This is a genomic window from Massilia eburnea, assembly GCF_050709955.1.
In the GTDB taxonomy this organism is placed as follows: domain Bacteria; phylum Pseudomonadota; class Gammaproteobacteria; order Burkholderiales; family Burkholderiaceae_D; genus Rugamonas; species Rugamonas eburnea_A.
The window spans coordinates 50,754-72,610 of the sequence record NZ_JBNZFX010000002.1 but is presented as its reverse complement, the minus strand read 5'-3'; the positions used below and the strand labels follow the sequence as shown (position 1 = coordinate 72,610).

Here is a 21,857-nt window from a genome sequence, read left to right as displayed (position 1 = left end):
ATTATTTTTTGGCTGGGGGGCGTTTGCCCACGGTGAGTAGGAGGTCGCTTTCGCGGCTCTTGCGCAGGATGCGCATGGTCGACTGGCCGCCGGGCGAGAGCTGGGCGATCAGGTTCAGCATTTCATTGGTGTCCTTGACCGGCTTGCCGTCCACCGACAGCAGGATGTCGCCCGGCTTGATGCCGGCCTTGTCGGCCGGGCCGTTGCGCACCACGCCGGCGATGATGGCGCCCGAATCGCGGTCCAGGCCGAAGCTGTGCGCCAGCTCCGGCGTGATTTCCTGCGATTCGACGCCGATCCAGCCGCGTACCACGTGGCCATCTTTAATAATGGCGTCCAGCACATTGCGCGCGGTGCTGACCGGGATCGCAAAGCCGATGCCGACCGAGCCGCCGGTCTGGGAGTAAATCGCCGAATTAATGCCCAGCAAATTGCCCTGGGTGTCGATCAGGGCGCCGCCCGAGTTGCCGAAGTTGATGGCGGCATCGGTCTGGATGAAGTTTTCGAAATGGTTGATGTGCAGGTTATTGCGGCCCAGGGCGGAGATGATGCCCATGGTGACGGTCTGGCCGACGCCAAACGGGTTGCCGATGGCCAGTACCACGTCGCCCACCTTGGCCTGTTCGACCTGGCCCAGGGCGACCACTGGCAGCTTGTCCAGTTCGATGCGGACCACCGCCAAGTCGGTTTCCGGGTCGGTGCCGACCATCCTGGCAGCGGCTTTGCGGCCGTCCGGCAGCACCACCTGGATCTCGTCGGCCGCTTCCACCACGTGGTAATTGGTCAGGATATAGCCCTGCGGGCTGACGATGACGCCGGAACCCAGGCTGTTCTGGTCATCATCTTCGTCACGGTCGCCGAAGAAGCGCTTGAAAAAAGGATCGCGCGACAGCGGGTGGCGCTTGCGCACCGCCTTGGTGGTCAGGATATTGACGACGGCCGGCATGGCGCGGCCGGCCGCCGCGCGGTACGACCCGGGGGAAGGCGTGGCACTGGCGTCGGCCAGCACTGCCGTGTGAGCGGCGGCCGGCACCGGCTTGGTGGGCACGGCCGGCCGCTGTACGGCGGTGTATACAAAGAACAGTGCCAATGCGATGGTCACCGTTTGTGCAAACAATAACCAGAGTCTTCGCATGGCGGTATTGCTACAAAATGGGAGATAACTCCTATTTTCGCAAAGAATCGCGAATTTCGCGCAGCAGCACGATATCTTCTGAAGGTGGTACAGGTTCCGCCGCGGCGGCTGCCGGGGCTTCCTCGCGGCGCAGTTTGGCCACCAGGCGTACCATCTGGAAGATCACGAAGGCCAGGATGACGAAATTCAGCAGGATGGTGAAGAAATTGCCATAGGCGATCACCGCGCCCAGTTTCTTCGCCTCGGCCAGGGCCAGGTTGTGCGCCTGCCCGTTGAGAGGAATGTAATAGTTGGCGAAATCGAGGCCGCCCAGCAGCATGCCGATCGGCGGCATGATGACGTCGGTCACCAGGGAATCGACGATTTTGCCGAAGGCCGCGCCGATGATGACACCGACCGCCAGGTCGATGACATTGCCCTTCATGGCGAATTCTTTGAAGTCTTGCATCATTCCCATAGCATATTCTCCCCAAAAATTTATGGATTTGTATCAACTTTGCTGCAAATTTATCGAACGCGCAAGGGGCGCAACATTGGGATGGATTAGCTAATTGCAAGGTTTTGCTTTAAATCGCAACTTCACTCCTTTATAATTTAAGGTTGCTAGAAGCTTTGTTAACAATAAAGATTTTGGATTTTTGACTGATTGGGGTTTGTATGAGTAACGAGAAGCAGGTCGATTCGAGCCGTCGCGGTCTCCTCGTCGCAACGTGTGCGGCAGGTGGTGTGGTCGGTTTGGGTGCAACTGGCGCCCTGGTAAGCACGTTCCAGCCGTCCGAGCGTGCGAAGGCAGCTGGTGCACCGGTGGAAGTAGACATCTCAACGCTGCAGCCTGGCGAGAAGAAAATCGTGGAGTGGCGCGGCAAGCCGGTCTGGATCCTGAAGCGTACCCCGGAAATGGTGGCATCGCTGGCGAAAGACGAAGCCGATCTGGCCGATCCGAAATCTGAGCGTACCCCCGACGACCTGACCCCGGAATACGCCCGCAACCAACATCGCTCGATCAAGCCGGAAATCCTGGTGGCCGTGGGCATCTGCTCCCACCTGGGCTGCTCCCCATCGGACAAGCTGACCCCTGGCGCACAGCCATCGCTGCCTGACAACTGGGGCGGCGGCTTCCTGTGCCCATGCCACGGTTCGACCTTCGACCTGGCCGGCCGCGTATTCAAGAACAAGCCTGCTCCGGACAACCTGCAAGTGCCACGCCATATGTATCTGGGCGACAGCAAGCTGATCATCGGTAAAGACGAGAAAGGCGAGGCATAATCCATGGCCGCATTCAAGGAAACCAAATTCCCTGCCGACGCACCCGCCGCCAAGAAGCTGATGGGCTGGGTCGACGACCGCTTCCCTGCCACCAAGCTGTGGAACGACCAATGGGGCAAGTACTACGCTCCGAAAAACTTCAATTTCTGGTACATCTTCGGCTCCCTGGCCATGCTGGTCCTGGTGCTGCAGATCGTCACCGGTATCTTCCTGACCATGCACTACAAGCCGGACGCTACGATGACTGCCAGTGGCGTGCCTGTAGCCTTCGCATCGGTTGAATACATCATGCGCGAAGTGCCATGGGGCTGGCTGGTGCGTTATATGCACTCGACCGGCGCCTCGGCCTTCTTCATCATCGTGTACCTGCACATGACCCGCGGCCTGATGTACGGTTCCTACCGCAAACCACGTGAACTGATCTGGCTGTTCGGTTTCGCCATCTTCCTGTGCCTGATGGCCGAAGCATTCTTCGGCTACCTGCTGCCATGGGGCCAGATGTCGTACTGGGGCGCCCAGGTGATCGTCAACCTGTTCGGTGCCATCCCCCTGATCGGCCCTGACCTGTCGCTGTGGATCCGCGGCGACTACGTGGTGTCCGACGCGACCCTGAACCGCTTCTTCGCCTTCCACGTGATCGCCATCCCGCTGGTCCTGCTGGGCCTGGTGGCTGCCCACCTGATCGCGCTGCACGAAGTCGGCTCGTCCAACCCGGACGGCATCGAAGTGAAAGAAAACCTGGGCCCGGACGGCCACCCGGTCGATTCGATTCCTTCGCACCCGTACTACACCGTGCACGACCTGTTCGGCGTATCGATCTTCCTGACCATCTTCTCGGCTGTGGTGTTCTTCGCGCCTGAAATGGGCGGCTACTTCCTGGAGTACAACAACTTCCTGCCGGGCGATTCGATGAAGACCCCGCCGCACATTGCGCCGACCTGGTACTTCACCGCCTTCTACTCGGTGCTGCGCGCCACTACTTCGGACTTCCTGTGGGTGCTGATGGTGGGCATCGCTGCCTACACCGCCTTCCTGTGGATGAAGTCCAAGCTGCCGAGCATGGTCAAGGTCGCTGTCAGTGTGATCGCGCTGCTGATGATCGTCGGCATGCTGCCAGGCGCACTGGATGCGAAATTCTGGGGCGTGGTGTTCTTCGGCGGTTCCGTGGTGATCCTGGCCTTCCTGCCATGGCTCGACCACTCGCCGGTGAAATCGATTCGTTACCGTCCTGACTGGCACAAGTATGTTTACGCTGGCCTGGGCATCGCCTTCGTAGCCCTGGGCTACCTGGGCACCCAGCCACCGAGCCCAGTCGGCACGATCATCGCTCAGATTGCGACCCTGTACTACTTCAGCTTCTTCCTGCTGATGCCATGGTGGAGCGCGATGGGTACGTTCAAGAAGGTGCCGGACCGCGTTGTGTTCCACGCGCACTAATCGGACGACCAGAACGCTAAGCAAAGGACTAATAAATGATCTTTTCGAAGAAACTGCTGGCCCTCCTGGCCCTGGTACCAGTGCTGGCCTTCGCCAACGAAGGCGGCTTCCCACTGGAGAAGGCCCCGGACCGCTCGCACAATATGGCTGCCCTGCAAAACGGCGCCAAGCTGTTCGTGAACTACTGCCTGAACTGCCACAATGCGTCGTCCATGCGTTACAACCGCCTGCGCGACCTGGGCTTGAGCGAAGAGCAGATCAAGAACAACCTGCTGTTCACCGGCGAAAAAGTGGGCGAGATGATGACCACGGCCATGCCGGCCAAGGACGCCAAGGCCTGGTTCGGCACCGTGCCGCCTGACCTGTCCGTGATCGCTCGTGCCAAGGCTACGCCGTCGAACAGCGGCAGCGACTACCTGTACACCTACCTGCGCACCTTCTACAAGGACGACACCCGCCCGACCGGCTTCAACAACATGGTGTTGCCGAATGCGGCCATGCCACACGTGCTGTGGGAGCTGCAGGGCGTGCAGGCCGCCAAGTTTGAAGAAGTGGCTGACCCACACGAGCATGGCAAGAAGGTGCACAAGTTCGTCGGCTTCGAGCCAGTCACGAAGGGCAGCATGAGCAAGCTGGAATACGACACTGCCGTGGCCGACATCGTTGGCTACATGGAGTGGATGGCTGAGCCAGCCGCACAGAAGCGCAAGCAACTGGGCGTATGGGTCCTGATCTTCATGACGATCTTCGCTACCCTGGCATGGCGCCTCAACGCGTCGTACTGGAAAGAAGTCAAATAATCGCTTGCGCCGGTGATCCGGCGCGTGTTTGCGCCGCCTGCCAGGTGCGGGCGGCCCAACTGGGGTGAACCGTTCGCGGTCTCGCCCCCTTTGTTTCTAAGGAACTAGGAAAATGATGGTTCTCTATTCGGGCACTACCTGCCCATTCTCCCAGCGCTGCCGCCTGGTCCTGTTTGAAAAAGGCATGGACTTTGAAGTGCGCGACGTTGACCTGTTCAACAAGCCGGAAGACATTTCGACCATGAACCCGTACGGCCAGGTACCCATCCTGGTCGAGCGCGAACTGATTCTGTACGAATCGAATATCATCAATGAGTACATCGATGAGCGCTTCCCGCATCCGCAACTGATGCCGGCCGACCCGCTGATGCGCGCCCGTGCCCGCCTGATGCTGTTCAACTTCGAGAAAGAGCTGTTCGTTCACGTGCACACGCTGGAAAGCGAGCGCAACAAGACGAACGACAAGAGCCACGACAAGGCCCGCGCAGAAATCCGCGACCGCCTGACCACCCTGGCTCCGCTGTTCCTGAAGAACAAGTACATGCTGGGCGACGAGTTCTCCATGCTGGACGTGGCCGTGGCACCGCTGCTGTGGCGTCTGGACCACTACGGTATCGAGCTGTCGAAGACCGCAGCGCCGCTGATGAAGTACGCCGAGCGTATCTTCTCGCGCCCTGCCTACATCGAAGCGCTGACTCCGTCCGAGAAAGTAATGCGCCGTTAATAGCGGCCCCGGCGGCGCGCCTTTGCTTGCAATGCGCGCGCCGCACCATATAGTTTGAACATGTCAGAAATCTCCACCAAGCCCTACATGCTGCGCGCCATCTACGAATGGTGCACCGATTGCGGCTATACCCCCTACCTGGCGGTCAAGGTCGACGCAGCAACCCAGGTTCCGATGGAATACGTGCGGAAGGGCGAGATCGTCCTGAATATCAGCTTCGGCGCCACTTCCGGCCTGAAGATGGATAACGATGCGATCCACTTCCACGCCCGCTTTGGCGGCGTTTCGCGCGAAATCTACGTGCCAGTCAATAACGTGATGGCGATTTACGCCAACGAAAACGGCCAGGGCATGGCGTTTGAGCCGCTGCTGGGCCAGGCGACCGTAGCGAAAACGCCTGCGCCGGTCGAAGAAATTGCGCCAGTCCCGACCCTGTCTTCCGTGCCAAACGCCCCGGCGCCACGCAACGATGACGACAATGGACCGGACGATGGCGGCGAACCACCAAAGAAAGGTGGCCGTCCAACCCTCACGCGCATTAAATAGCGTATAATCGCGGCGAAAGTTTTACAGCCGGCTTAGCTCATCAGGTAGAGCAGTTGATTTGTAATCATCAGGTGGCGGGTTCGAGTCCTGCAGCCGGCACCAGCATCCCAAAAGCCCAGCCTTCACCGGCTGGGCTTTTTCTTTTAGAGGCTGGTCGCCGCACCACTGGGCCAGCAAGACCCTGGCGTCTTCCAGTGTCATGGCAGTCATCGCTTCCACAGATAATCCAACGAGTACCTGCCGGGGCCCTGGGCTACCAGGGGTAGCAGCAGGGCTGCCCAGCTCAAGTGGGTGGGCCAGGCTTGGGGATAGACGAAGATTTCGATGACGGCGGTCATGGCGAGCAGGCCGAGGGCGGCGAAGCGGGTGAACAGGCCGGCGACCAGCAGTAGCGGCAGGGCGTGTTCGGCGAAGGTTGCCAGCGGGGCAGCGACTTCGGGCGGGACCAGGGGCAGCATGTATTCATAGCGGAACAGGTCGACCGTTGAATCCTTCAACGTGAACCAGCCTTCGACCTTGGTGCGGCCGGAGAGGAAGAAGATGGCGGCGATGCCGAGCCGTGCGGCCAGCAGCTGGACCGATGCGGGCAGCAGGCGCGCGGCAAGGGCGTGGAGTGCCGTGATGCGGTTTGGGATCGCGCTTGCGGCGGCAGGCGATTGGGCGAAGTTGGTGTTCATGGTGGTCTCCGTTTTGTCAGGTGTCAGGTGCGCCATTTGCCTTGGCGCGCGAGCGTAGCGGCGGCATCGGCCATCTGCTGCGGTGTGGCGCCGGCAGCGAGGCCGATGGTGGGGACAGTCGTTGGCGCCGGGGCGCCGTCTGCCAGGACGAGGCCGATGATGCGGGTACGGCGCTGGCTTGCCGCGGCGCGCGCTGCCTGGGCGCCTTGGCCGGAGCCTATGAAGACTGCTTCCGGAATGTGCAGGCTGTCGATGAAGCCGAGCAGGTCATGGCCGAGCGCTGCGGCATTTGCTTCGCGCAGGGTTGGCAGCAGCACTCGGTAGCCTTGCGCTGCCAGCAGCGATGCCGTTTCGGTGTAGCTTTCGATCCTGTCGCCGGGATTGCGGGCGAGCACGATGGGACGGCCGTCGTCGGGTCCGGCGGCGTGATAGCTGAGGGCCGGCTGTGCGGCTGCGAAGGCGCGCAGGACCTCGGTGGCACTGTGGAATGGCAGCGCCGCGCCTGCGAGCGCCGGCGCGAAGGCAAGGCTTGCGCTGCCTGCCAGTCCGGCGATGGCGGAAAGCAGGAACAGGCGGCGGGTTTCATTCATTTTCAGCTCCGGTAATAAGTTCGCTACCAAGCCAGTCGGCCAGCATGGCGCCGGCACTGGCAATGCCCTGTTCTTCGCCAAGGCGCTCCACCAGCAAGGCACACAGGCCGACAAAGCTGCCGTCGCGCTGAAGATGCGTCAGCGCGACGTGCTCGATAGCGTCGAGCGCGCGCAGGCAGGAGACGAAGCCGCGCCGCCAGACCACGAGGCCGCCCGAAGCCGGCAGCATTTCGCTCTCGGGCGAGCCGCCGTCGCGCAGGGAGAACCACACCTCGGCGGAATTGGTTGTGGCGGTGCGCAGGCGCAGCGTCGGCGTCAGTTGCAGGCGGACGTGATCCCAGTCGACTGCGGCCAGTGCGTCGGCGGCAACTGGCGCAGCATCGCGGGCGATGAACGCTTGATCCAGCGCGTGCTCGATCCAGGCTAGCTCGTGCAAGTCCGGGTTGTCTGGAAAGAGCGCTTGCAGCGTGTCGCAGAAATCGTCGGCGTAGGCGTCCAGCGTCCAGGCATGGGGCGGGCGGCGCTTGATGTGCGCGGCGGCGGCGTGCAGGAAGGCTTCTTCGCCGATGAAGGCGCGCAGTTGCGGATAGCTTTCTTCAAGGCAGCCGACAAGCTGCGCGCGGTAGTTGTTCTGGTAGACGGCGCGGCCGGGCCCCGCTGGCACGCCTGCAACCGGCGTGGACTCAGCCAGCATGGCCTGGAAGTCGCCCTGGAGGTCGGCGAGGTTCATGCTGCCTCCTTGTGCGCGGCGATGTGGCGGGCGACATCCAGTTCTGCCAGCAGGTCGGCCAGCGGCGGGATATCGCCATCGCGTTCGATCATGGTGGCGACGGGGCCGCAACGCGCAATCGTCTGCTGGTACAGCGACCAAACAGCATCGTTGACGGCGCTGTCGTGCGTATCGATCAGCAGGCCGTCGCCCTGGCTATGGCCGGCGAGGTGGATCTGGCAAACGCGGTTCATCGGTACGCCGCGCAGGAAATCGAGCGGATCGAAACCGTGGTTGCTGGCGCTGACGAAGACATTGTTCACGTCCAGCAGCAGGCCGCAGCCGGTTCGCTTGGCCATGGCGGCAATAAACTCCCACTCCGTCATGGTGGATTCGGCGTATGCCAGGTAGCTTGAAGGGTTTTCGACCAGCATGGTGCGACCCAGCGCTTCCTGCGCCTGGTCGATGTTGTTGCAGATGATGTTGAGCGCCTCCTGCGTGTAAGGCAGTGGCAGCAGGTCGTGCGAATTGAAGTGGCCGATGCGCGACCAGCTCAGGTGGTCGGAGACGAACATTGGCTCGATCTCCTGCACCAGGTCGCACAGGCGGGCCAGGTAGTCCGGCCGCAAGCCGTCGGCCGAACCGAGCGACATCGACACACCATGCAGCACCACGGGATGCTTTTCCCTCACGCGGCGCAGGATGTCGCGCGGCTGGCCGCCGGCGACCATGAAGTTCTCCGAGATCACTTCGACGAAATCCACGTCAACGTCGCCTTCGAGGAAATCGCGGTAGTGTTCGCGGCGCAGGCCGAGGCCAAAGCGATTGGCGTGCATGGTGTGCCTCCGTCGGGTTTTACTTGGCTTCGGTCAGGGAGCCGCCCAGTGCTTTGCACTCGGTCGGGGTCTTCACCAGCACGCCCTGGCCTTTGCATTGGTTCAGACCCTTGCAGTCGTTCTTGGCGGTGGCGCACAGGCTGGTGCCCTTGCAGGTGTTGATGCCGTAGCAGCGGCCCGGTTCTTCCTTCACTTTTTCCGCGGCGAAGGACGGTGCCGACAGGGAAGCCAGTGCGATCAGGGCGGCGGCGCTGGCCAGGCCAGCGCGGGTTTTGGTAGCGATGCTCATGGTGTATCTCCTTTGGTTGAGGTGGGACTTACAGGACGCTGAGGGCAGCGTCTTCGATGACTTTCGCGACCGCTTCCGGCTGCGAAATTTGAACTGCATGGCTTGCTGCAATTTCAGTGACCTTGGCGCCGGCGCGCTTGTACATCCAGCGCTGCAGCTCCGGGTTCACCAGGCGGTCTTGCGTGGCGACGATGCCGAAGCTGGGTTTCTGGTGCCATGTGGCGAACCAGCTTGGTGTTCCCATCAGCACATTGCTGACCGGGACCTGCGAGGCCGCCATGAAGCCGACGCGGTTCGGCGTCAGGTCGGCGGCCAGGTCGGCGTGGAAACGTGCAGCGTCGTAGAACTGGAAACCCGCGCGGTCCGGCTTCACACCTTCGCCGGCGCCGGGCATCGACGACAGCAGCTGCTGCGAGGTCTCGCCGACTTCGGGCATCAGCGCCGCCACATACACCAGTGCTTTCACCTTGTCGCCGGTGGCGACGTTCGAGATCACCGCGCCGCCGATGCCATTGCCGACCACGATGACGCTGCCGAACTGCTGGAAGATCGCCTTGCGGGCGATGGCAATGTCGTCATCAAGCGAGGTGTGGGGCAGTTGGGCGACGGTGACGTTGAAGCCCTTCAATCGCAGCGTGTCGTGCACCACGCGCCAGCTGGAGGCGTCAATGAAGGCGCCCGGCACAATCACGATGTTCCTGGCGGTTGGCTGGGCGGCAGGTGCTGCGGCGTGTGCCGCGCCCGCAAGGCTGGCGGCCAGCGCGATCGCCGATGCAATTGCGCGCTTCATCACTTCGCCTTCAGCGAGCCGTAGCCCTTAGGGGTTTTGATGGTGGTGCAGGTACCTTTTTCGACCAGTACCCAGGCGTCGCCCTGGTAGTCGACTTTGGCGGTGGCGGCACATGAAGTGCCCGGGCCCGCGGCGCAGTCGTTATGGCCGGCTTTCGCCACGCCATAGCACTTCTCCATTTCCTTCTTGGGTTCTGCGGCGTGTGCGGAGGAGGTGCAAAGTGCAATCGCCAGGGTGGCTGCCAGTCCTGCGTAAGTGGTTTTCATAATCTTGGTCTCCTTGGTTAAGGTGTGACCAGATTACGGGGGCAGTGTGTATCGCTTTTGTCGAGAGCTCATGGGAAGTGTATCTGGCACGGGGCCAGATACACTGGGATACAAAAATGTCTACGGCAGGGTGCTGACGTCGACCGTTGGCGCCTGTCCGGTGGCTGGACGGGTGAAGTTCTGGTTGATCGGCACATTCGGGCTGAAGAAGCCGCCATTGCGCAGGTAGAACCTGCCGTTTTGCAAGCCGCCCGCGTAGTCCATGCGCTGGGCATCGGCAGCGGTAGCGTCGCCGGTGAAGCGCGCCGTTAGCAGCTCGGTCCAGCTGCCGCTGGTGCTGCGTGCCCATTGGTTGTTGAACTGTACGCTGCGGCCAAGGTAGCCGTTGCTGTCGATGAAGTTCTCCAGGAAGGAATACACGCCGGCATGGTAAGTGGTGGTGGCAGGACGCTTCCAGGTGGCGATCAAGCGCCAGGTGTTGGCCTCCGGTGCATAGAACCAGGCTGAGAAGTCGGTGCCGCCAGCGCCATCCGGCAAGGTGCGGGTGATGAAGCGATAGGTATTGCCAGCCACCCAGTTGTACAGCAGGTAGGACTGGCCGCCTGTGCCTTCGCCGCCAAAGGTGTTGTCGACCACATTGGGGCCTTTGCGTACCAAGGTGGTCTTGGCGCCGCTGTCGGCGTCCCACACCGAGAACAGCACGCGGCGTTCGGTCGGCCCGTTGACCTGGATGCCGAAGTAGCCGCCGTTGAAGCCGTTCGCCATGAAGTAGGAGCCGATCTTGTCTTCGCCAAGCGGCACGGTCAGCTCGTTGTAGAAGTACTCGGTGTTGGCCGGCACCGTATAACCCATGTGGACCGATGGGCCGCGGCGCGACCAGTAATAGTTGGCGGCGTCGTTGGCGTAGTGGAGCGGCGTGGTAGTGTTGACGCGCAGCGCCGATACCTGGCCGAAGTAGGTGCCGGACTTGCTGATGCCCTGCAGGTCAACCCGTACATAACCGGCGGCGGGCACGTTGATGGTGCCGATGGCGTAAGTCTTGGTTCTGCCTTTGGCGAGCGTAACGTCAAATGGCGTGCCGTTGGCGGTGACGCGGATCTTGCTGGATTTGCTGCCGCTCAGGCTTGCCTCCAAAGACAGCGTGGCATTGCCTGCGGCCGACATGTGAAACCAGACGCTGGTGACCGCATTGGCGCTGGTCCAATTGGTCAAGCCGTTGTTGTTGATGACTTCCGTCGAGCCGGCATCGGTGCGGGTGACAAAGCCGTTGCCGGCCAGTGCGACCACGGCGTCGCCGCTTGCGGCCGACTGGCCTGCGAAGGCTGTTACAGCGGAAAACGCAAGGATTAATAGCGAAATTCTTCGTTTCATCTCCATATCCTTTCAAATTGTTTGCAATGCGAAAGGTAAACTACGATGAATCGAAAGCAAACGCAACTGATTTTGCGGCAAAGATTGGGCCGGCCGCATGCGGCCAGACTTGCCATGCTGCGCTGGCGCTGGCGCTGGCTTAGTTGCGCAGGGCGCTAATGGCTTGCTGCAGGCGGGCGCTGTCCAAGCGTATGGCCAGCTTGCGGCCCTGCTCGCGCATGCGCTCGAACGCTTCATCGAGTTCCGCCGCGCTGGGCTGCAGCGGCGCCAGCGAACGGGCCAGCTTGGGCAGGATGCCGCGCTGCAGGAAGCGTTCTCCCATCTGGCTCAATTGCCAGGCTACGGCGGCCAGGCTGAGGAAGAAGGCGATGATGAAGCCGGTGTCCATGTTTTCCGGTGCCTGCTGGCGCAGGGCCGCGAGTACCAGGGTGCAGAACGCGAATGCACCGCCGATGGCCCACCATACTTCGCGGTCGAGGCGGGTGGTTGCTTCGAACTCGTCGAGCGCATCGGCTTGCAGGCGCAGCGCGGCATCGATCTGGCGGCGGCGTTCGGACTCGTCGAGCAGCAAAGGCGCTTCGCGCAGGCGTGCTGCCGCGGCCAGTGCATCGGCATGGCGGATCGACAAATGGGGATTGGTGGACTGCTCCAGTTGCGCCAGCGGAAGCTGCTCGGCGCTTAACCGGGTGTAGTGTCCGACTTCCATTGGCAGCACCATGCCGCAATCGCAGCACGTGCGCTGGTATCCGGCCAGCTCGCCTTTGGAAACGGTGACGTAGTACACATGCCAGGCCATGCCGATGCGTTGCACGGAGAACGCACGGGATGCCCGGCAAACGGGGCAGAAATCGGCCACGTAACCGGCGTGGGTATAGACCGCCTTCCTGCCCCAGACGAAAATCATGCGTGCTTGTGGTGAGTGGTTGCCTTGGCGGTCTTGTGATGCGCGGCGGTTTTCTTCTTGGCCACGTGGTGCTTGGTCGTGGTCGATGCGGTCTTGTGATGGGTGGCGGTGCTCTTGGCGTGGGTGGTGCTTGCAAAAGCAGGCACGGTCAGCGCGAGGGCCAGGCTGGCAACGATCAGGTGTTTCATGCGGTATCTCCGAGGGCGGCAATGGCGTGCCGGTTCGCACAGCCATTATAGGCTCCGCCCTCGTCGTTTTTCTATAGGCACAAACCGTAAGGGATGCCCTTTGGCGTCAGCCGAAATGGCGGCGCATCAGGGCACGCGCCTGGCGCGCACTATGCTCGACCGTCTCGAAGTTCAAGGCCCCGCCCGCGTAATACACGCGGCCCTGGCCCTGCAAGGCGTCGATGCGTTCGAAGTAGCCGGCATCCAGGGCTGCGCCATCGACGTGGGGGAAGTAATCCCACTCCTGCTGCATGACGACGCGCGCCAGCGTTCCGCCCTGGGCAGCAATGTCGCCTGCCAGCAGCTCGCGCAGCTCGCCGGTGCTGGCCGCGTCCCCGGCCAATTGCCAGCCCAGGTACATAGGCTGGGCCGGATTGCGGTTGGCCCAGGCATTCATATGGCCGATGCGTTCGGGGCGCTCGTTCTGGTGCAGGAACAGGAATTCCCCGCCGGGCAGGCCGTTGGCGGCAAAGGCGCTGACCAGGTAGCGGTTGCTGCGCAATTGCGCGAACATGGTTGTGGCTTCGCTGCCGGCCGGCAGGAAGCTGCCGGCCGTGTGCAGCGGCGTGGCCACCACTACCGCATCGAAGCTGTGCTGGTCGCGGCCATTGATGGTGAGCTGCACCGGGCGTCCCTGCTGGCTGTCGAGCGACGTCACCGCGGCGCCGAGGCGGACATCGAGTTCGCGCGCCAGGGCTTTCCACAAGCCCTGGAAGCCTTGCGGGAAGACGTGGAACCTGCCCGGCGCGAGGCCGCCCTGGCCGTCGGGCCGGAACAGCCACGGGATCAGTTTCATGAAATACAGTGCCGGAACGGTTTCGTAGTAGCCGTAGCCGAAGCCCACCAGGGCGCCGCGCGCCAGCTCGGCCACCGGGGTGAAGCCGTGGCTGGCGGCGAAGCGGTCAAACGGCTCGTGCAGTGCGCGCGGCATGCCGGCCAGGGTATCGTAGCGCACCATCGCGTAGCGCTCCAGCGCCGCGCCATAATTGACGATCGCTTGCCGGATCTGGTCCGCGCTGTAGCGGCTGGCCAGGAAGGACGTGGCATCGTGCCGTACGCCCTGCTCATCGAGGAAGCGCTGCTCCACCGGGTAGGGCGCGAGCGCGACGCCGAGGCGCTGCGCCAGTCCCAGCACCAGTTCGCATTCGGCGGAGGCGATGACGGCACCCAGCTCCAGCGGCCCGGCGGGCGTCTGCGCGGTGCATACCTTGCCGCCTACGCGCGACTCCTGTTCGAACACGGTGACTTTTTTATAGCCCAGCTGGCGCAGGGTGTCGGCGGCGGTCAGCCCTGCCGGGCCGGCGCCGATGACGGCGATCGATTGTATGGTTTCCATTCTTTTTCCGGTTCAGGCCCGCATCAGGCGGTCGGCTTCGATCCAGGCCGTGACCGAGCGCGGGAAGGCCGGCGAAGCCGGATCCACGCCCAGTACTGCGCACATTTCATTGCTGCCCACCACACCGAAGGGACCGACAATGCCGCCCTTGGTGTGGCCGACTGCCATCACTTCCCCGTCGCGCACGAACTCGAAACGGATATAGGTCCAGCGCTCGTCCCAGCACAGGGCGCAGAAGCGCAGGGTATAGCGGCGGAACGGTTTGAGCCCGCGGCGGAAGGCAATCATCGAGCCGCCCAGCATCGGGCGCCAACCGCGTTTGAGGGCCGGTTGCATGAAGCCGGCGCGGGTCATGTATTCGACCAGCGCCAGGTCGATGATGGTCATGTAGCGGCCATTGTTCATATGGCCGTTCAGGTCCAGGTCATTGGGCAGCACGGTGAGCTGCATCTCGATCATGTCGCCGACCTGGATCGCGGGCTTGAAGCAGGCCCGCAGCCAGACCAGCAAGAGGCGGAAATACAGGTTCATCGTGCAGCGGCGGCAGTGGCGGCAGCGGGTTGGCGCATGCGGCTGGCAACGTGGCGCAGCGCCTGCTGGGTTTCCGGCTGCAGGAAGGCGTCGACGAATTCGTCGAGTGGCAGCGCATCGACGTCGGCAAACACGTCGCGCAGGTCGCGGCGGGCGATGGCGCGCGTGTTGACCAGGGCGTGCGGCGGCACCGACAGCAGCTCCTGCAGGCGCTCGCGCGTGCGTGCCACTACTTGCGCAGGTTCGGCCAGTTCGTCCACCAGGTTCACTTCCAGCGCCTGCTGCGGCGACAGCATGCGGCCGAACACCAGCAGCCGTTCCGCCTGCAGGGCGCCCACCACGCGGCGCACCGCGACCTGGAAGCAGTCCGGCAGCGCCACGCCGACCCGCACTTCGTTCAGGCCGACCTGCCACGGGCCTTGCGCCATCACGCGGTAGTCGCAGAACACGGCCAGCAGGGCGCCAGCTGCCATGCAGTGGCCGGTGATGGCGGCGAAAATCGGCTGGCGCGACAGCGCCATTTCGGACGCCAGCAGGAATACCTGCTGCCAGTATTCGCGCACGGCCGCATGGTCGCCGCCGACCAGTGCGGCCAGGTCTACGCCGGAGGAAAATACGCCCGGTGCACCGGACAGGATGATGCCGCGCTGGCCGGCGCCGTCGGCCTGGGCCAGTGCATGGCGCAGGGATTTCAGCACGCCTACGTCGATCAGGTTGACCGGGGGCCGGGCGATGCGCAATTCCGTAATGCCGGAATCGTGGGGAATGATATCGATCATGCTTGCTCCAGATTCTTCTTGAAACGGCGACAGCCGTCCCTGGCGCGCACTGCGCCATGGAAGCTGCCGTCCAGGGATGAAGGGGCTTACTGCTTGATGATGTTGTGCTTCAGGCACCACTCGCGCACGTCGCGGAAGCGGGCTTCATTCAGGCGCTGGTTGTTCGGCGAGTTGCGCACTTCGCGGATCTTGTCGGCGTCGCCCGGCTTGATCGGGAAGTCGAAGGATGCGTGCAGCGCGATTTCCGGCATGTAGGTGTATTCGTCCAGCAGGAAACCGTATCCCTTCTGGAAGAACTCGCACATCTCGGCCATTTCTTCCTTCGGCGCGGCCTCGAAGTAGTTTTCGCAGATGGTCTTGGCGAAGGCAATGTGGCGCACTTCCTCCAGGTGGTGCTCCTTGAACATCTTGCGCGTCAGCGGGTCGATGCCGTCGGTCTGGGTCTGGAAGATCGAGTTCAGTTCCGCGAACCATTCGATCAGCAAGTTCCAGCAGATGCCGTACACCGGATGCTTGCCGGCCAGCTGGCGCTCGAACAGGGAGTAGTTGGGGATGTTTTCCGGATGGCTCCACAGGCGCAGGTTGGCCTTGTCCAGGTAGCGGCGGAACATCAGCGTGTGCACGATCTCCTCGCGCGAGAACACCATCAGGTATTCGCGCACGTCGTCGCTCAGCACGCCGTGGTATTGATTGACGTAGCCGACGTACAGTTCGGGCAGGGTCTGTTCCAGCCAGATGAAGTAGGACACGTCGCGGCCGGTCTCCAGCCACAGGACTTCATTGCGCTGCGCCTCGGTCAGAGCGTCCCAGTAGGGAGTGCCGTAGATCCAGCTCGATTCGGCCACTTTGGGCGGCTTGGAAAAGTCGATGCCGGTTTCCCAGTCGACCACCTGGTCGAGGAACAGCAGCTTGCGGTGCGAGGCGTTGATCAGCGTGCGCACGGTCTTCTGGCGCTTCTCATCGAGCACGATGGGGTTGGTTTTAGGTTGGCTTACTGCGGCAATACTGGCTTCCATACTTAACTCCTGTTATTGAGATGTTCGGGGCAGTACAGGGAATGCAGCAAAAACTTACGCCGCGACCTTTTCGTCGCGCAGCTCGCGGCGCAGGATCTTGCCCACATTGGTTTTGGGCAGGGCGTCGCGGAACTCGATGTATTTCGGTTTTTTGTAAGCGGTCAACTGCTGTTTGCAGTAGTCCATCAGCTGCTCGCTGGTGAGCGATTGGTGTTTACGCACCACGAACAGCTTGACGGCTTCGCCCGAACCGGCGTCGGGTACGCCGATGCAGGCGCATTCGAGCACCAGCGGGTGGGCAGCCACCACGCCTTCCACTTCATTGGGGTAAACGTTGAATCCGGAGACCAGGATCATGTCCTTCTTGCGGTCGACAATGCGGACATAACCCTGTTCATCCATGATGCCGATATCGCCCGACTTGAAGTAGCCGGATGGCGTCATGACCTTGGCGGTTTCGTCCGGCCGCTGCCAGTAGCCGGCCATCACCTGCGGGCCGCGGATGGCGATTTCGCCGGCCTGGCCGAAGGGCAGGGGATTGCCGTCGTCGTCGACGATCGCCACTTCGGTCGAAGGCACCGGCAGGCCGATGGTGCCGCTGAAACCATTCTGGTCGGGACGGCACAGCGTGGCCGTCGGCGACGTCTCCGACAGGCCGTAGCCCTCGAGGATCGGGCTGCCGGTCGCGGCCAGCCAGCGCTCGCTGACCACCTGCTGCACCGCCATGCCGCCACCCAGCGTGATGCGCAGGCCGGAGAAGTCGACCCGCGCCAGGCCGGGCTGGTTCAGCAAGGCGTTGAACAGCGTGTTCACGCCGGGGAAGAAGTTGACGCGGTACTTGGCCAGTTCCTTGACGAAGCCCGCCATGTCGCGCGGATTGGGCACCAGCAAGTTCATCGCGCCCCAGCGCGCGCCCATCAGCATGCAGGCGTTCAGCGCCAGGATGTGGTACAGCGGCAGTGCGCATACCGTCACCACCTGCTGGTCTTTGGCCGCATTGAGCAGGGCCGGTCCGGCCCACGCATCGTTCTGCAGCATATTGGCAATCACGTTGCGATGGCTGAGGGTGGCGCCTTTGGACAAGCCCGTGGTGCCGCCCGTGTATTGCAGGAAGGCGATGTCGTCGTGACCCAGCTCCATCGGGCGCAGTTTGCGCAGCGCGCCCTGGCGCAAGGCTTCGCGGAACGGCACGGCGCCCGGCAGGCTGAATGGCGGCACCATTTTCTTCACTTTGCGCACCACGAAGTTGACCAGCATGCCCTTGGCAAAGCCCAGCATATCGCCCATGCTGGCCACCACCACGTGCTTCACGCTGGTACGCGGCAGCACTTTTTCCGCCGTGGTGGCGAAGTTCTCGAGGAGGATGATGGCTTCCGCGCCGGAATCGGCCAGCTGGTGTTCCAGTTCGCGCGCGGTGTAGAGAGGATTGACGTTCACCACGGTGCAGCCGGCGCGCAGGATGGCCGCCACCGCGACCGGGTATTGCAGCACATTGGGCATCATCACGGCCACGCGGGCGCCTTTGTCCAGTCCACGCTGCTGCAGCCAGGCGGCCAGGTTGCGCGAGTGCTGGTCCCATTCGCGGTAGCTCATGAAACTGTCCATGCAGGCGTAAGCCTTGCGCTCGGCGAATTTGGCGAAGGATTCCTCCAGCAGGTGCGGCAGGGAGCGATACAGGCCGGGATCGATGGTGGCCGGAATGCCATCGGGATAGGACTTGAGCCAGACTTTATCGGTATTCATTGTTTGCTTGTCTCCTCTCTCATGCGCATCAAAGCGTGCGTCTTGTCATCGGCGCCGGGGCCGGCCACCGTATCGATTTGCGCCGGCGCCAGGTCGCGCCCATCGGCGGCGCGGATGCCGACGCCGGCCACGGGCAGTCCCGTCTCGCGCTCCACCAGCGTCATGCGCGGACCGGCCGGATGGGGGACCCATTGCTCGCCCCACACCGTCATCGCGGCCAGGATGGGATAGAGCGAATGGCCCTTCGGGGTCAGGCGGTAGTGGACGATGCGGGCATCCTCATTGCATGGCTGGCGCAGCAGGATGCCGTTTTCCACCAGCTTGCCCAGGCGGCGCGACAGGATGTTGGTGCTGATGCCGAGGTGGCGCTGGAAATCCTGGAAGCGGCTCATGCCGCAGAAGGCGTTGCGCAGGATGACGAAAGTCCACCATTCGCCGACCTGTTCCAGGGTCTGGGCGATGGGGCAATTCATCCCGGCAAACGATCCTTTGCTCATTGGCTTCCATTTTGGTAGTAAATATATAACATTTACTCTATTGAAATCGCTTGCGTAAAACAAGCGAATTTTCTAGAACGGTCGCTCTATTTTTCTGCGCTGCAACACATCGCACCGTTGTTATTTCCGCCATTTATCGTTAGTCTGTTTGCACAATTACCAACTCTCACGGAGCTGACAATGCAAAAACTGGGTGCGGAATTCTTCGGTACGTTCTGGCTGGTCCTGGGCGGCTGCGGCAGCGCGGTGCTGGCGGCGGCATTCCCCGGCGTGGGGATCGGCTTGCATGGTGTGTCGCTGGCGTTCGGCCTGACGGTACTGACCATGGCCTTCGCCATCGGGCATATTTCGGGCTGCCACCTGAATCCTGCCGTGTCGGTCGGCCTGTGGCTGGGCGGCCGCTTTCCGGCCAAGGACTTGCCGGGCTATATCGTGGCCCAGGTGCTGGGCGGTATCGCGGCAGGCGGCGTGCTGTACCTGATCGCCAGCGGCAAGGCCGGCTTCGATGTTGCCGCCGGCTTCGCCTCCAATGGCTATGGCGAGCATTCGCCGGGCGGTTACAGCCTGCTGGCGGCGCTGGTGACGGAAGTGGTGATGACGGCGTTCTTCCTGGTGGTGATCCTGGGCGCGACCGACAAGCGTGCACCGGCCGGCTTGGCACCGATCGCCATCGGCCTGTGCCTGACCCTGATCCACCTGATTTCGATCCCGGTCACCAATACCTCGGTCAACCCGGCGCGCAGCACGGGCGTCGCGTTGTACGTCGGCGGCTGGGCCGTGGCGCAGTTGTGGCTGTTCTGGGTCGCACCGATCATCGGCGCCGGCGTCGGTGCCGGCATTTACCGTTTCATCGGCGGCGAACAGAAATAAGGCTGCTGGCGCCTGCTGCTATCATTGGCATTCTCCAGGGAGGGTATATGGCGCTACCACATGCATCATCCGGGCAAGTGGTCCGGATCAGCCGCGAGGCCGCTGAAAGCCTGTCGCAGTTTTCTTCCATTGCACTGGCCAAGACGGAACAGCTCGAATTGATCCGCATGACGGTGCCTGCCGGCCGGGTCTTGCCGGAACACGCGGTGCGCGGCCAGATCACGCTGCAATGCCTGGAAGGGGAAGTGTCGTTCGATGCCCATGGCCGCACCACCATCCTGCGTGCGGGCGAGCTGCTGTACCTGGAGGGCGGCGCGCCCCATTCACTGCAGGCGAACGCCGACTCCCTGCTGCTGCTGACTATTTTGCTGCCGGATTGAAGCTTTCGTAGCGGGGGTCGCGCGCCAGCAGGCCCTGCACCAGGTCAGCCGGATGCAGGCCGTCGAACAGCACGCTGGCGACCGCATTCGTGATCGGCATTTCCACGCCCAGGCGGCGCGCCAGTTCGCGGACCGCTTTCGCGCACGGCACGCCTTCTGCCACATGGCCCAGTTCATTGACCACGGTGTCCAGCGACTTGCCTTGCGCCAGGCCGAGGCCCACGCGGCGGTTGCGCGACAGGTCGCCGGTGCAGGTCAGGATCAGGTCGCCCATGCCGGTCAGTCCCATGAAGGTTTCGACATTGCCGCCCAGCGCGGTGCCGAGGCGCGTGATTTCGGCCAGGCCGCGTGTGATCAGCGCGGCGCGCGCGTTCAGGCCCAGGCCCATGCCGTCGGCCACGCCGGTGGCGATGGCCAGCACGTTCTTCACTGCGCCGCCCACTTCCACGCCGACCAGGTCTTCGCTGGAGTAGACGCGCATGGTGCCGCCATGTACCGCGCCCACGACCAGCTCGCACAGGGCGGCGTCGCTGGAGGCGATGGTCAAGGCGCAAGGCAGGCCTTTGGCGACTTCCTGCGCGAACGATGGGCCGGACAGGGCGCCGGCCGGCACGCCGTCGCCCAGCACTTCGCGCGCGATCTGGTGCGGCAGCATGCCGGTGTCGTATTCGAAGCCTTTGCACAGCCAGACGATATTCGGAATCGGCTTGCCCTTGAGCGATTGCAGCAGCGGGCGCAGGCCGGCTACCGGGCAGGCGGCAATCAGCAGGCCATCCTGGCCTGCATGAGCCACGGCGGCGTCGAAATCGGCGCTGACCTGCAGCGCGGGCGGGAACGGATAGCCTTTCAGGTAGTGGCTGTTGTCGCGCGTGGCGGCCATTTCAGCCATGGCTGCCGCATCGCGGCCCCACAGCACCACGTCGTGGCGCGCGGCGACGGCGATGGCGACCGCAGTGCCCCAGGCACCGGCGCCCAGCACGCTGATCTTGCGTTTGCTTTCTTGCGGCATCTTGCTCAATTACCCCAGATATCGTTGCTGCGCACATAGCCCACCAGGCCATCGCGGTGCTTGACCTTGGTCCAGCCATTGGCGACTGCTTCGGTCATTTCCAGCAGCACGCCCTTGTCGGCAATGAACACCACCGACGACGTTTCGTCGGCGGCGCCGCGTACCTTGGTATTGGCGGCGCGTACGATCACATTGCGCTGTTTGATGCTCAAACCCTTGGCTTCGGTCCAGGCCAGGTCGCCGGCCATATCGCGTACCTTGACCCATTCGCCATACGTCAGCACGACTTCCAGCGGGGCGCCGGACGGGACGATGTACTGCTTGGCGGCCCTGGTCGACGGTGCCCCGTACAGCACGGCAGGATTGGCGCCGACCGAGCGGTAGTCGATCGCCTGGGCGCTGGCGCAGGCCAGCAGCGTGGCGGCAAGGGCGACAATGCGGCGTAAATTCATCGATTAGAACCTTAAAAATGCGCAAAGGCCCACTGGGGCCTTTGCATTCCGGGGAACCATGGTTCCCCATAGTATCGCAGAAGTATTACTGAACGGTTGCCGAGCCTTCGACCGGGGTCGCGCCGGCGTCAGCAGCTTGCTGCTGGGCGATGGCTGCCAGGCGCTGCTGGTAGAACACTTCGAAGTTGATCTCGGCCAGGTGGATCGGCGGGAAACCGGCGCGGGTGATCATGTCGGCGATGTTCGAACGCAGGTATGGGTACACGATGTTCGGGCAGCCAATGCCCAGCAGTGGGTCCAGCTGTTCGGCTGGAATGTTGCGGGCTTCGAAGATACCGGCTTGTTTACCTTCAACCAGGAAAGCGACTTTGTCCTTGATCTTGGCCGTCACGGTCACGGTCACGGTGGACTCGAAGATGCCTTCGGACAGCGGCTCGGCGCCAACGTCCAGCGCGACTTCGATCGAAGGAGCTTCCTGTTCCAGGAAGATCGCTGGGGAATTAGGCTGCTCCAGCGACATGTCTTTCAGGTAGACGCGTTGGATTTGGAACACAGGTTGCAGGTTTTCTTCAGACATGGAACGCTTTCGTATCAGTTATATTAGTTAATGCTTGTCCAGGCCACCGGGTCAGCCCAAGTCAAACGCGACGGCAATTGTAGCAAAACTAGTTTATTTT

Annotated in this window: 28 protein-coding genes and 1 tRNA gene; 8 read left to right on the top strand and 21 right to left on the bottom strand. The window is 62.7% G+C overall.

Translation table 11 applies throughout. The annotated features are described in order from the left end of the window. Position 1: 1 nt before the first annotated feature. Positions 2-1,135, bottom strand: coding sequence for a trypsin-like peptidase domain-containing protein (locus ACQ4MM_RS01770; RefSeq protein ID WP_431475744.1), 1,134 nt, complete (start codon positions 1,133-1,135; stop codon positions 2-4). Between the two features lie 31 nt (positions 1,136-1,166). Further along, the gene (gene mscL, locus ACQ4MM_RS01765; protein WP_431475743.1) at positions 1,167-1,592 is read right to left on the bottom strand and encodes a large conductance mechanosensitive channel protein MscL; all 426 of its coding nucleotides are present in this window, start codon (positions 1,590-1,592) and stop codon (positions 1,167-1,169) included. Positions 1,593-1,792: 200 nt separating this feature from the next. Between mscL and petA the strand changes: the two genes are divergently transcribed. The 6 genes from petA to ACQ4MM_RS01735 all read left to right on the top strand — a co-directional run bounded on the left by petA (position 1,793) and on the right by ACQ4MM_RS01735 (position 6,010). Further along, entirely contained in the window at positions 1,793-2,401 is a 609-nt protein-coding gene (gene petA / locus ACQ4MM_RS01760; RefSeq protein ID WP_431475742.1) for a ubiquinol-cytochrome c reductase iron-sulfur subunit, read from the top strand. A gap of 3 nt (positions 2,402-2,404) precedes the next feature. Further along, positions 2,405-3,838, top strand: a complete 1,434-nt coding sequence (locus ACQ4MM_RS01755) for a cytochrome b (RefSeq protein WP_431475741.1) — start codon at positions 2,405-2,407, stop codon at positions 3,836-3,838. A gap of 35 nt (positions 3,839-3,873) precedes the next feature. Then, a complete protein-coding gene (locus ACQ4MM_RS01750; protein ID WP_431475740.1) occupies positions 3,874-4,638 on the top strand; it encodes a cytochrome c1 in 765 nt (254 codons plus the stop codon). Between the two features lie 112 nt (positions 4,639-4,750). Further along, on the top strand, positions 4,751-5,362 hold the full coding sequence (locus ACQ4MM_RS01745) for a glutathione S-transferase N-terminal domain-containing protein (protein ID WP_090436157.1): 612 nt from the start codon (positions 4,751-4,753) through the stop codon (positions 5,360-5,362). A gap of 60 nt (positions 5,363-5,422) precedes the next feature. Next, positions 5,423-5,908 carry a ClpXP protease specificity-enhancing factor gene (locus ACQ4MM_RS01740; RefSeq protein ID WP_431475739.1) on the top strand — a complete coding sequence of 162 codons (486 nt, stop codon included), beginning with the start codon at positions 5,423-5,425 and terminating at the stop codon, positions 5,906-5,908. Positions 5,909-5,934: 26 nt separating this feature from the next. Continuing rightward, positions 5,935-6,010, top strand: a tRNA-Thr gene (locus tag ACQ4MM_RS01735). Positions 6,011-6,114: 104 nt separating this feature from the next. Here ACQ4MM_RS01735 and ACQ4MM_RS01730 read toward each other — a convergent pair. The 16 genes from ACQ4MM_RS01730 to ACQ4MM_RS01655 form a co-directional block, all read right to left on the bottom strand. Further along, positions 6,115-6,585, bottom strand: coding sequence for a DoxX family protein (locus ACQ4MM_RS01730; protein ID WP_431475738.1), 471 nt, complete (start codon positions 6,583-6,585; stop codon positions 6,115-6,117). Positions 6,586-6,608: 23 nt separating this feature from the next. Next, positions 6,609-7,175: a hypothetical protein gene (locus tag ACQ4MM_RS01725; RefSeq protein ID WP_431475737.1), complete on the bottom strand. Its 567-nt coding sequence runs from the start codon at positions 7,173-7,175 to the stop codon at positions 6,609-6,611. Beyond that, positions 7,168-7,905 (bottom strand): HvfC/BufC family peptide modification chaperone, encoded by a 738-nt coding sequence (locus tag ACQ4MM_RS01720; RefSeq protein WP_431475736.1) that lies wholly within the window; start codon positions 7,903-7,905, stop codon positions 7,168-7,170. Before ACQ4MM_RS01720 ends, ACQ4MM_RS01725 begins: the two co-directional genes overlap by 8 nt. Continuing rightward, positions 7,902-8,720, bottom strand: coding sequence for an MNIO family bufferin maturase (gene bufB, locus ACQ4MM_RS01715; protein ID WP_431475735.1), 819 nt, complete (start codon positions 8,718-8,720; stop codon positions 7,902-7,904). Before bufB ends, ACQ4MM_RS01720 begins: the two co-directional genes overlap by 4 nt. Positions 8,721-8,739: 19 nt before the next feature. Next, positions 8,740-9,009: a BufA2 family periplasmic bufferin-type metallophore gene (bufA2, locus tag ACQ4MM_RS01710; RefSeq protein WP_431475734.1), complete on the bottom strand. Its 270-nt coding sequence runs from the start codon at positions 9,007-9,009 to the stop codon at positions 8,740-8,742. Positions 9,010-9,037: 28 nt separating this feature from the next. Next, positions 9,038-9,799, bottom strand: coding sequence for an alpha/beta fold hydrolase (locus ACQ4MM_RS01705; protein WP_431475733.1), 762 nt, complete (start codon positions 9,797-9,799; stop codon positions 9,038-9,040). Further along, entirely contained in the window at positions 9,799-10,065 is a 267-nt protein-coding gene (locus tag ACQ4MM_RS01700) for a BufA1 family periplasmic bufferin-type metallophore (protein ID WP_431475732.1), read from the bottom strand. The genes ACQ4MM_RS01705 and ACQ4MM_RS01700 overlap by 1 nt, the downstream gene beginning before the upstream one ends. A gap of 120 nt (positions 10,066-10,185) precedes the next feature. After that, complete coding sequence (locus tag ACQ4MM_RS01695) at positions 10,186-11,436, bottom strand: DUF3472 domain-containing protein (RefSeq protein WP_431475731.1); 1,251 nt, start codon at positions 11,434-11,436, stop codon at positions 10,186-10,188. A gap of 139 nt (positions 11,437-11,575) precedes the next feature. Further along, positions 11,576-12,340, bottom strand: a complete 765-nt coding sequence (locus ACQ4MM_RS01690; RefSeq protein ID WP_431475730.1) for a hypothetical protein — start codon at positions 12,338-12,340, stop codon at positions 11,576-11,578. Then, positions 12,337-12,528, bottom strand: a complete 192-nt coding sequence (locus ACQ4MM_RS01685; RefSeq protein WP_431475729.1) for a hypothetical protein — start codon at positions 12,526-12,528, stop codon at positions 12,337-12,339. The genes ACQ4MM_RS01690 and ACQ4MM_RS01685 overlap by 4 nt, the downstream gene beginning before the upstream one ends. A 106-nt stretch (positions 12,529-12,634) precedes the next feature. Further along, the gene (locus ACQ4MM_RS01680; RefSeq protein ID WP_431475728.1) at positions 12,635-13,903 is read right to left on the bottom strand and encodes a flavin monoamine oxidase family protein; all 1,269 of its coding nucleotides are present in this window, start codon (positions 13,901-13,903) and stop codon (positions 12,635-12,637) included. Positions 13,904-13,915: 12 nt separating this feature from the next. Beyond that, positions 13,916-14,434, bottom strand: coding sequence for a thioesterase family protein (locus ACQ4MM_RS01675; RefSeq protein WP_431475727.1), 519 nt, complete (start codon positions 14,432-14,434; stop codon positions 13,916-13,918). Further along, on the bottom strand, positions 14,431-15,213 hold the full coding sequence (locus tag ACQ4MM_RS01670; RefSeq protein ID WP_431475726.1) for an enoyl-CoA hydratase/isomerase family protein: 783 nt from the start codon (positions 15,211-15,213) through the stop codon (positions 14,431-14,433). The genes ACQ4MM_RS01675 and ACQ4MM_RS01670 overlap by 4 nt, the downstream gene beginning before the upstream one ends. Positions 15,214-15,299: 86 nt before the next feature. After that, entirely contained in the window at positions 15,300-16,229 is a 930-nt protein-coding gene (locus ACQ4MM_RS01665) for a diiron oxygenase (protein ID WP_431475725.1), read from the bottom strand. Between the two features lie 54 nt (positions 16,230-16,283). Beyond that, the gene (locus ACQ4MM_RS01660; protein ID WP_431475724.1) at positions 16,284-17,972 is read right to left on the bottom strand and encodes a long-chain-fatty-acid--CoA ligase; all 1,689 of its coding nucleotides are present in this window, start codon (positions 17,970-17,972) and stop codon (positions 16,284-16,286) included. Then, positions 17,969-18,469: a winged helix-turn-helix transcriptional regulator gene (locus ACQ4MM_RS01655; protein ID WP_431475723.1), complete on the bottom strand. Its 501-nt coding sequence runs from the start codon at positions 18,467-18,469 to the stop codon at positions 17,969-17,971. The genes ACQ4MM_RS01660 and ACQ4MM_RS01655 overlap by 4 nt, the downstream gene beginning before the upstream one ends. A 180-nt stretch (positions 18,470-18,649) precedes the next feature. Here ACQ4MM_RS01655 and aqpZ point away from each other — a divergent pair, with 180 nt between their 5' ends. Together aqpZ and ACQ4MM_RS01645 are read left to right on the top strand one after the other, a co-directional pair. Beyond that, positions 18,650-19,339 (top strand): aquaporin Z, encoded by a 690-nt coding sequence (aqpZ, locus tag ACQ4MM_RS01650; protein ID WP_431475722.1) that lies wholly within the window; start codon positions 18,650-18,652, stop codon positions 19,337-19,339. 47 nt (positions 19,340-19,386) lie between these two features. Beyond that, the gene (locus ACQ4MM_RS01645) at positions 19,387-19,719 is read left to right on the top strand and encodes a cupin domain-containing protein (RefSeq protein ID WP_431475721.1); all 333 of its coding nucleotides are present in this window, start codon (positions 19,387-19,389) and stop codon (positions 19,717-19,719) included. On the opposite strand, the gene ACQ4MM_RS01640 is transcribed toward ACQ4MM_RS01645, so the two are convergent. The 3 genes from ACQ4MM_RS01640 to secB form a co-directional block, all read right to left on the bottom strand. Further along, on the bottom strand, positions 19,700-20,728 hold the full coding sequence (locus ACQ4MM_RS01640) for an NAD(P)H-dependent glycerol-3-phosphate dehydrogenase (RefSeq protein WP_431475720.1): 1,029 nt from the start codon (positions 20,726-20,728) through the stop codon (positions 19,700-19,702). The two genes, ACQ4MM_RS01645 and ACQ4MM_RS01640, sit on opposite strands and share 20 nt — an antisense overlap. Before the next feature lie 5 nt (positions 20,729-20,733). Then, positions 20,734-21,180: an SH3 domain-containing protein gene (locus ACQ4MM_RS01635; RefSeq protein ID WP_431475719.1), complete on the bottom strand. Its 447-nt coding sequence runs from the start codon at positions 21,178-21,180 to the stop codon at positions 20,734-20,736. Between the two features lie 85 nt (positions 21,181-21,265). Continuing rightward, the gene (secB, locus tag ACQ4MM_RS01630) at positions 21,266-21,757 is read right to left on the bottom strand and encodes a protein-export chaperone SecB (protein ID WP_055928071.1); all 492 of its coding nucleotides are present in this window, start codon (positions 21,755-21,757) and stop codon (positions 21,266-21,268) included. Between the last annotated feature and the right edge of the window lie 100 nt (positions 21,758-21,857).

Excerpts from the sequence above, each read along its gene's own strand:
- ACQ4MM_RS01670 (WP_431475726.1), bottom strand. The coding sequence starts at position 15,213 with ATGATCGATATCATTCCCCACGATTCCGGCATTACGGAATTGCGCATC.
- ACQ4MM_RS01640 (WP_431475720.1), bottom strand. The coding sequence starts at position 20,728 with ATGCCGCAAGAAAGCAAACGCAAGATCAGCGTGCTGGGCGCCGGTGCC.
- bufB (WP_431475735.1), bottom strand. The coding sequence starts at position 8,720 with ATGCACGCCAATCGCTTTGGCCTCGGCCTGCGCCGCGAACACTACCGC.
- ACQ4MM_RS01665 (WP_431475725.1), bottom strand. The coding sequence starts at position 16,229 with ATGGAAGCCAGTATTGCCGCAGTAAGCCAACCTAAAACCAACCCCATC.
- mscL (WP_431475743.1), bottom strand. The coding sequence starts at position 1,592 with ATGGGAATGATGCAAGACTTCAAAGAATTCGCCATGAAGGGCAATGTC.
- ACQ4MM_RS01745 (WP_090436157.1), top strand. The coding sequence starts at position 4,751 with ATGATGGTTCTCTATTCGGGCACTACCTGCCCATTCTCCCAGCGCTGC.
- ACQ4MM_RS01655 (WP_431475723.1), bottom strand. The coding sequence starts at position 18,469 with ATGAGCAAAGGATCGTTTGCCGGGATGAATTGCCCCATCGCCCAGACC.
- ACQ4MM_RS01705 (WP_431475733.1), bottom strand. The coding sequence starts at position 9,799 with ATGAAGCGCGCAATTGCATCGGCGATCGCGCTGGCCGCCAGCCTTGCG.
- ACQ4MM_RS01695 (WP_431475731.1), bottom strand. The coding sequence starts at position 11,436 with ATGAAACGAAGAATTTCGCTATTAATCCTTGCGTTTTCCGCTGTAACA.
- ACQ4MM_RS01730 (WP_431475738.1), bottom strand. The coding sequence starts at position 6,585 with ATGAACACCAACTTCGCCCAATCGCCTGCCGCCGCAAGCGCGATCCCA.
- ACQ4MM_RS01685 (WP_431475729.1), bottom strand. The coding sequence starts at position 12,528 with ATGAAACACCTGATCGTTGCCAGCCTGGCCCTCGCGCTGACCGTGCCT.
- ACQ4MM_RS01645 (WP_431475721.1), top strand. The coding sequence starts at position 19,387 with ATGGCGCTACCACATGCATCATCCGGGCAAGTGGTCCGGATCAGCCGC.
- bufA2 (WP_431475734.1), bottom strand. The coding sequence starts at position 9,009 with ATGAGCATCGCTACCAAAACCCGCGCTGGCCTGGCCAGCGCCGCCGCC.
- secB (WP_055928071.1), bottom strand. The coding sequence starts at position 21,757 with ATGTCTGAAGAAAACCTGCAACCTGTGTTCCAAATCCAACGCGTCTAC.
- ACQ4MM_RS01680 (WP_431475728.1), bottom strand. The coding sequence starts at position 13,903 with ATGGAAACCATACAATCGATCGCCGTCATCGGCGCCGGCCCGGCAGGG.
- ACQ4MM_RS01690 (WP_431475730.1), bottom strand. The coding sequence starts at position 12,340 with ATGATTTTCGTCTGGGGCAGGAAGGCGGTCTATACCCACGCCGGTTAC.
- ACQ4MM_RS01725 (WP_431475737.1), bottom strand. The coding sequence starts at position 7,175 with ATGAATGAAACCCGCCGCCTGTTCCTGCTTTCCGCCATCGCCGGACTG.
- aqpZ (WP_431475722.1), top strand. The coding sequence starts at position 18,650 with ATGCAAAAACTGGGTGCGGAATTCTTCGGTACGTTCTGGCTGGTCCTG.
- ACQ4MM_RS01660 (WP_431475724.1), bottom strand. The coding sequence starts at position 17,972 with ATGAATACCGATAAAGTCTGGCTCAAGTCCTATCCCGATGGCATTCCG.
- ACQ4MM_RS01770 (WP_431475744.1), bottom strand. The coding sequence starts at position 1,135 with ATGCGAAGACTCTGGTTATTGTTTGCACAAACGGTGACCATCGCATTG.
- ACQ4MM_RS01750 (WP_431475740.1), top strand. The coding sequence starts at position 3,874 with ATGATCTTTTCGAAGAAACTGCTGGCCCTCCTGGCCCTGGTACCAGTG.
- ACQ4MM_RS01700 (WP_431475732.1), bottom strand. The coding sequence starts at position 10,065 with ATGAAAACCACTTACGCAGGACTGGCAGCCACCCTGGCGATTGCACTT.
- ACQ4MM_RS01720 (WP_431475736.1), bottom strand. The coding sequence starts at position 7,905 with ATGAACCTCGCCGACCTCCAGGGCGACTTCCAGGCCATGCTGGCTGAG.
- ACQ4MM_RS01675 (WP_431475727.1), bottom strand. The coding sequence starts at position 14,434 with ATGAACCTGTATTTCCGCCTCTTGCTGGTCTGGCTGCGGGCCTGCTTC.
- petA (WP_431475742.1), top strand. The coding sequence starts at position 1,793 with ATGAGTAACGAGAAGCAGGTCGATTCGAGCCGTCGCGGTCTCCTCGTC.
- ACQ4MM_RS01635 (WP_431475719.1), bottom strand. The coding sequence starts at position 21,180 with ATGAATTTACGCCGCATTGTCGCCCTTGCCGCCACGCTGCTGGCCTGC.
- ACQ4MM_RS01755 (WP_431475741.1), top strand. The coding sequence starts at position 2,405 with ATGGCCGCATTCAAGGAAACCAAATTCCCTGCCGACGCACCCGCCGCC.
- ACQ4MM_RS01740 (WP_431475739.1), top strand. The coding sequence starts at position 5,423 with ATGTCAGAAATCTCCACCAAGCCCTACATGCTGCGCGCCATCTACGAA.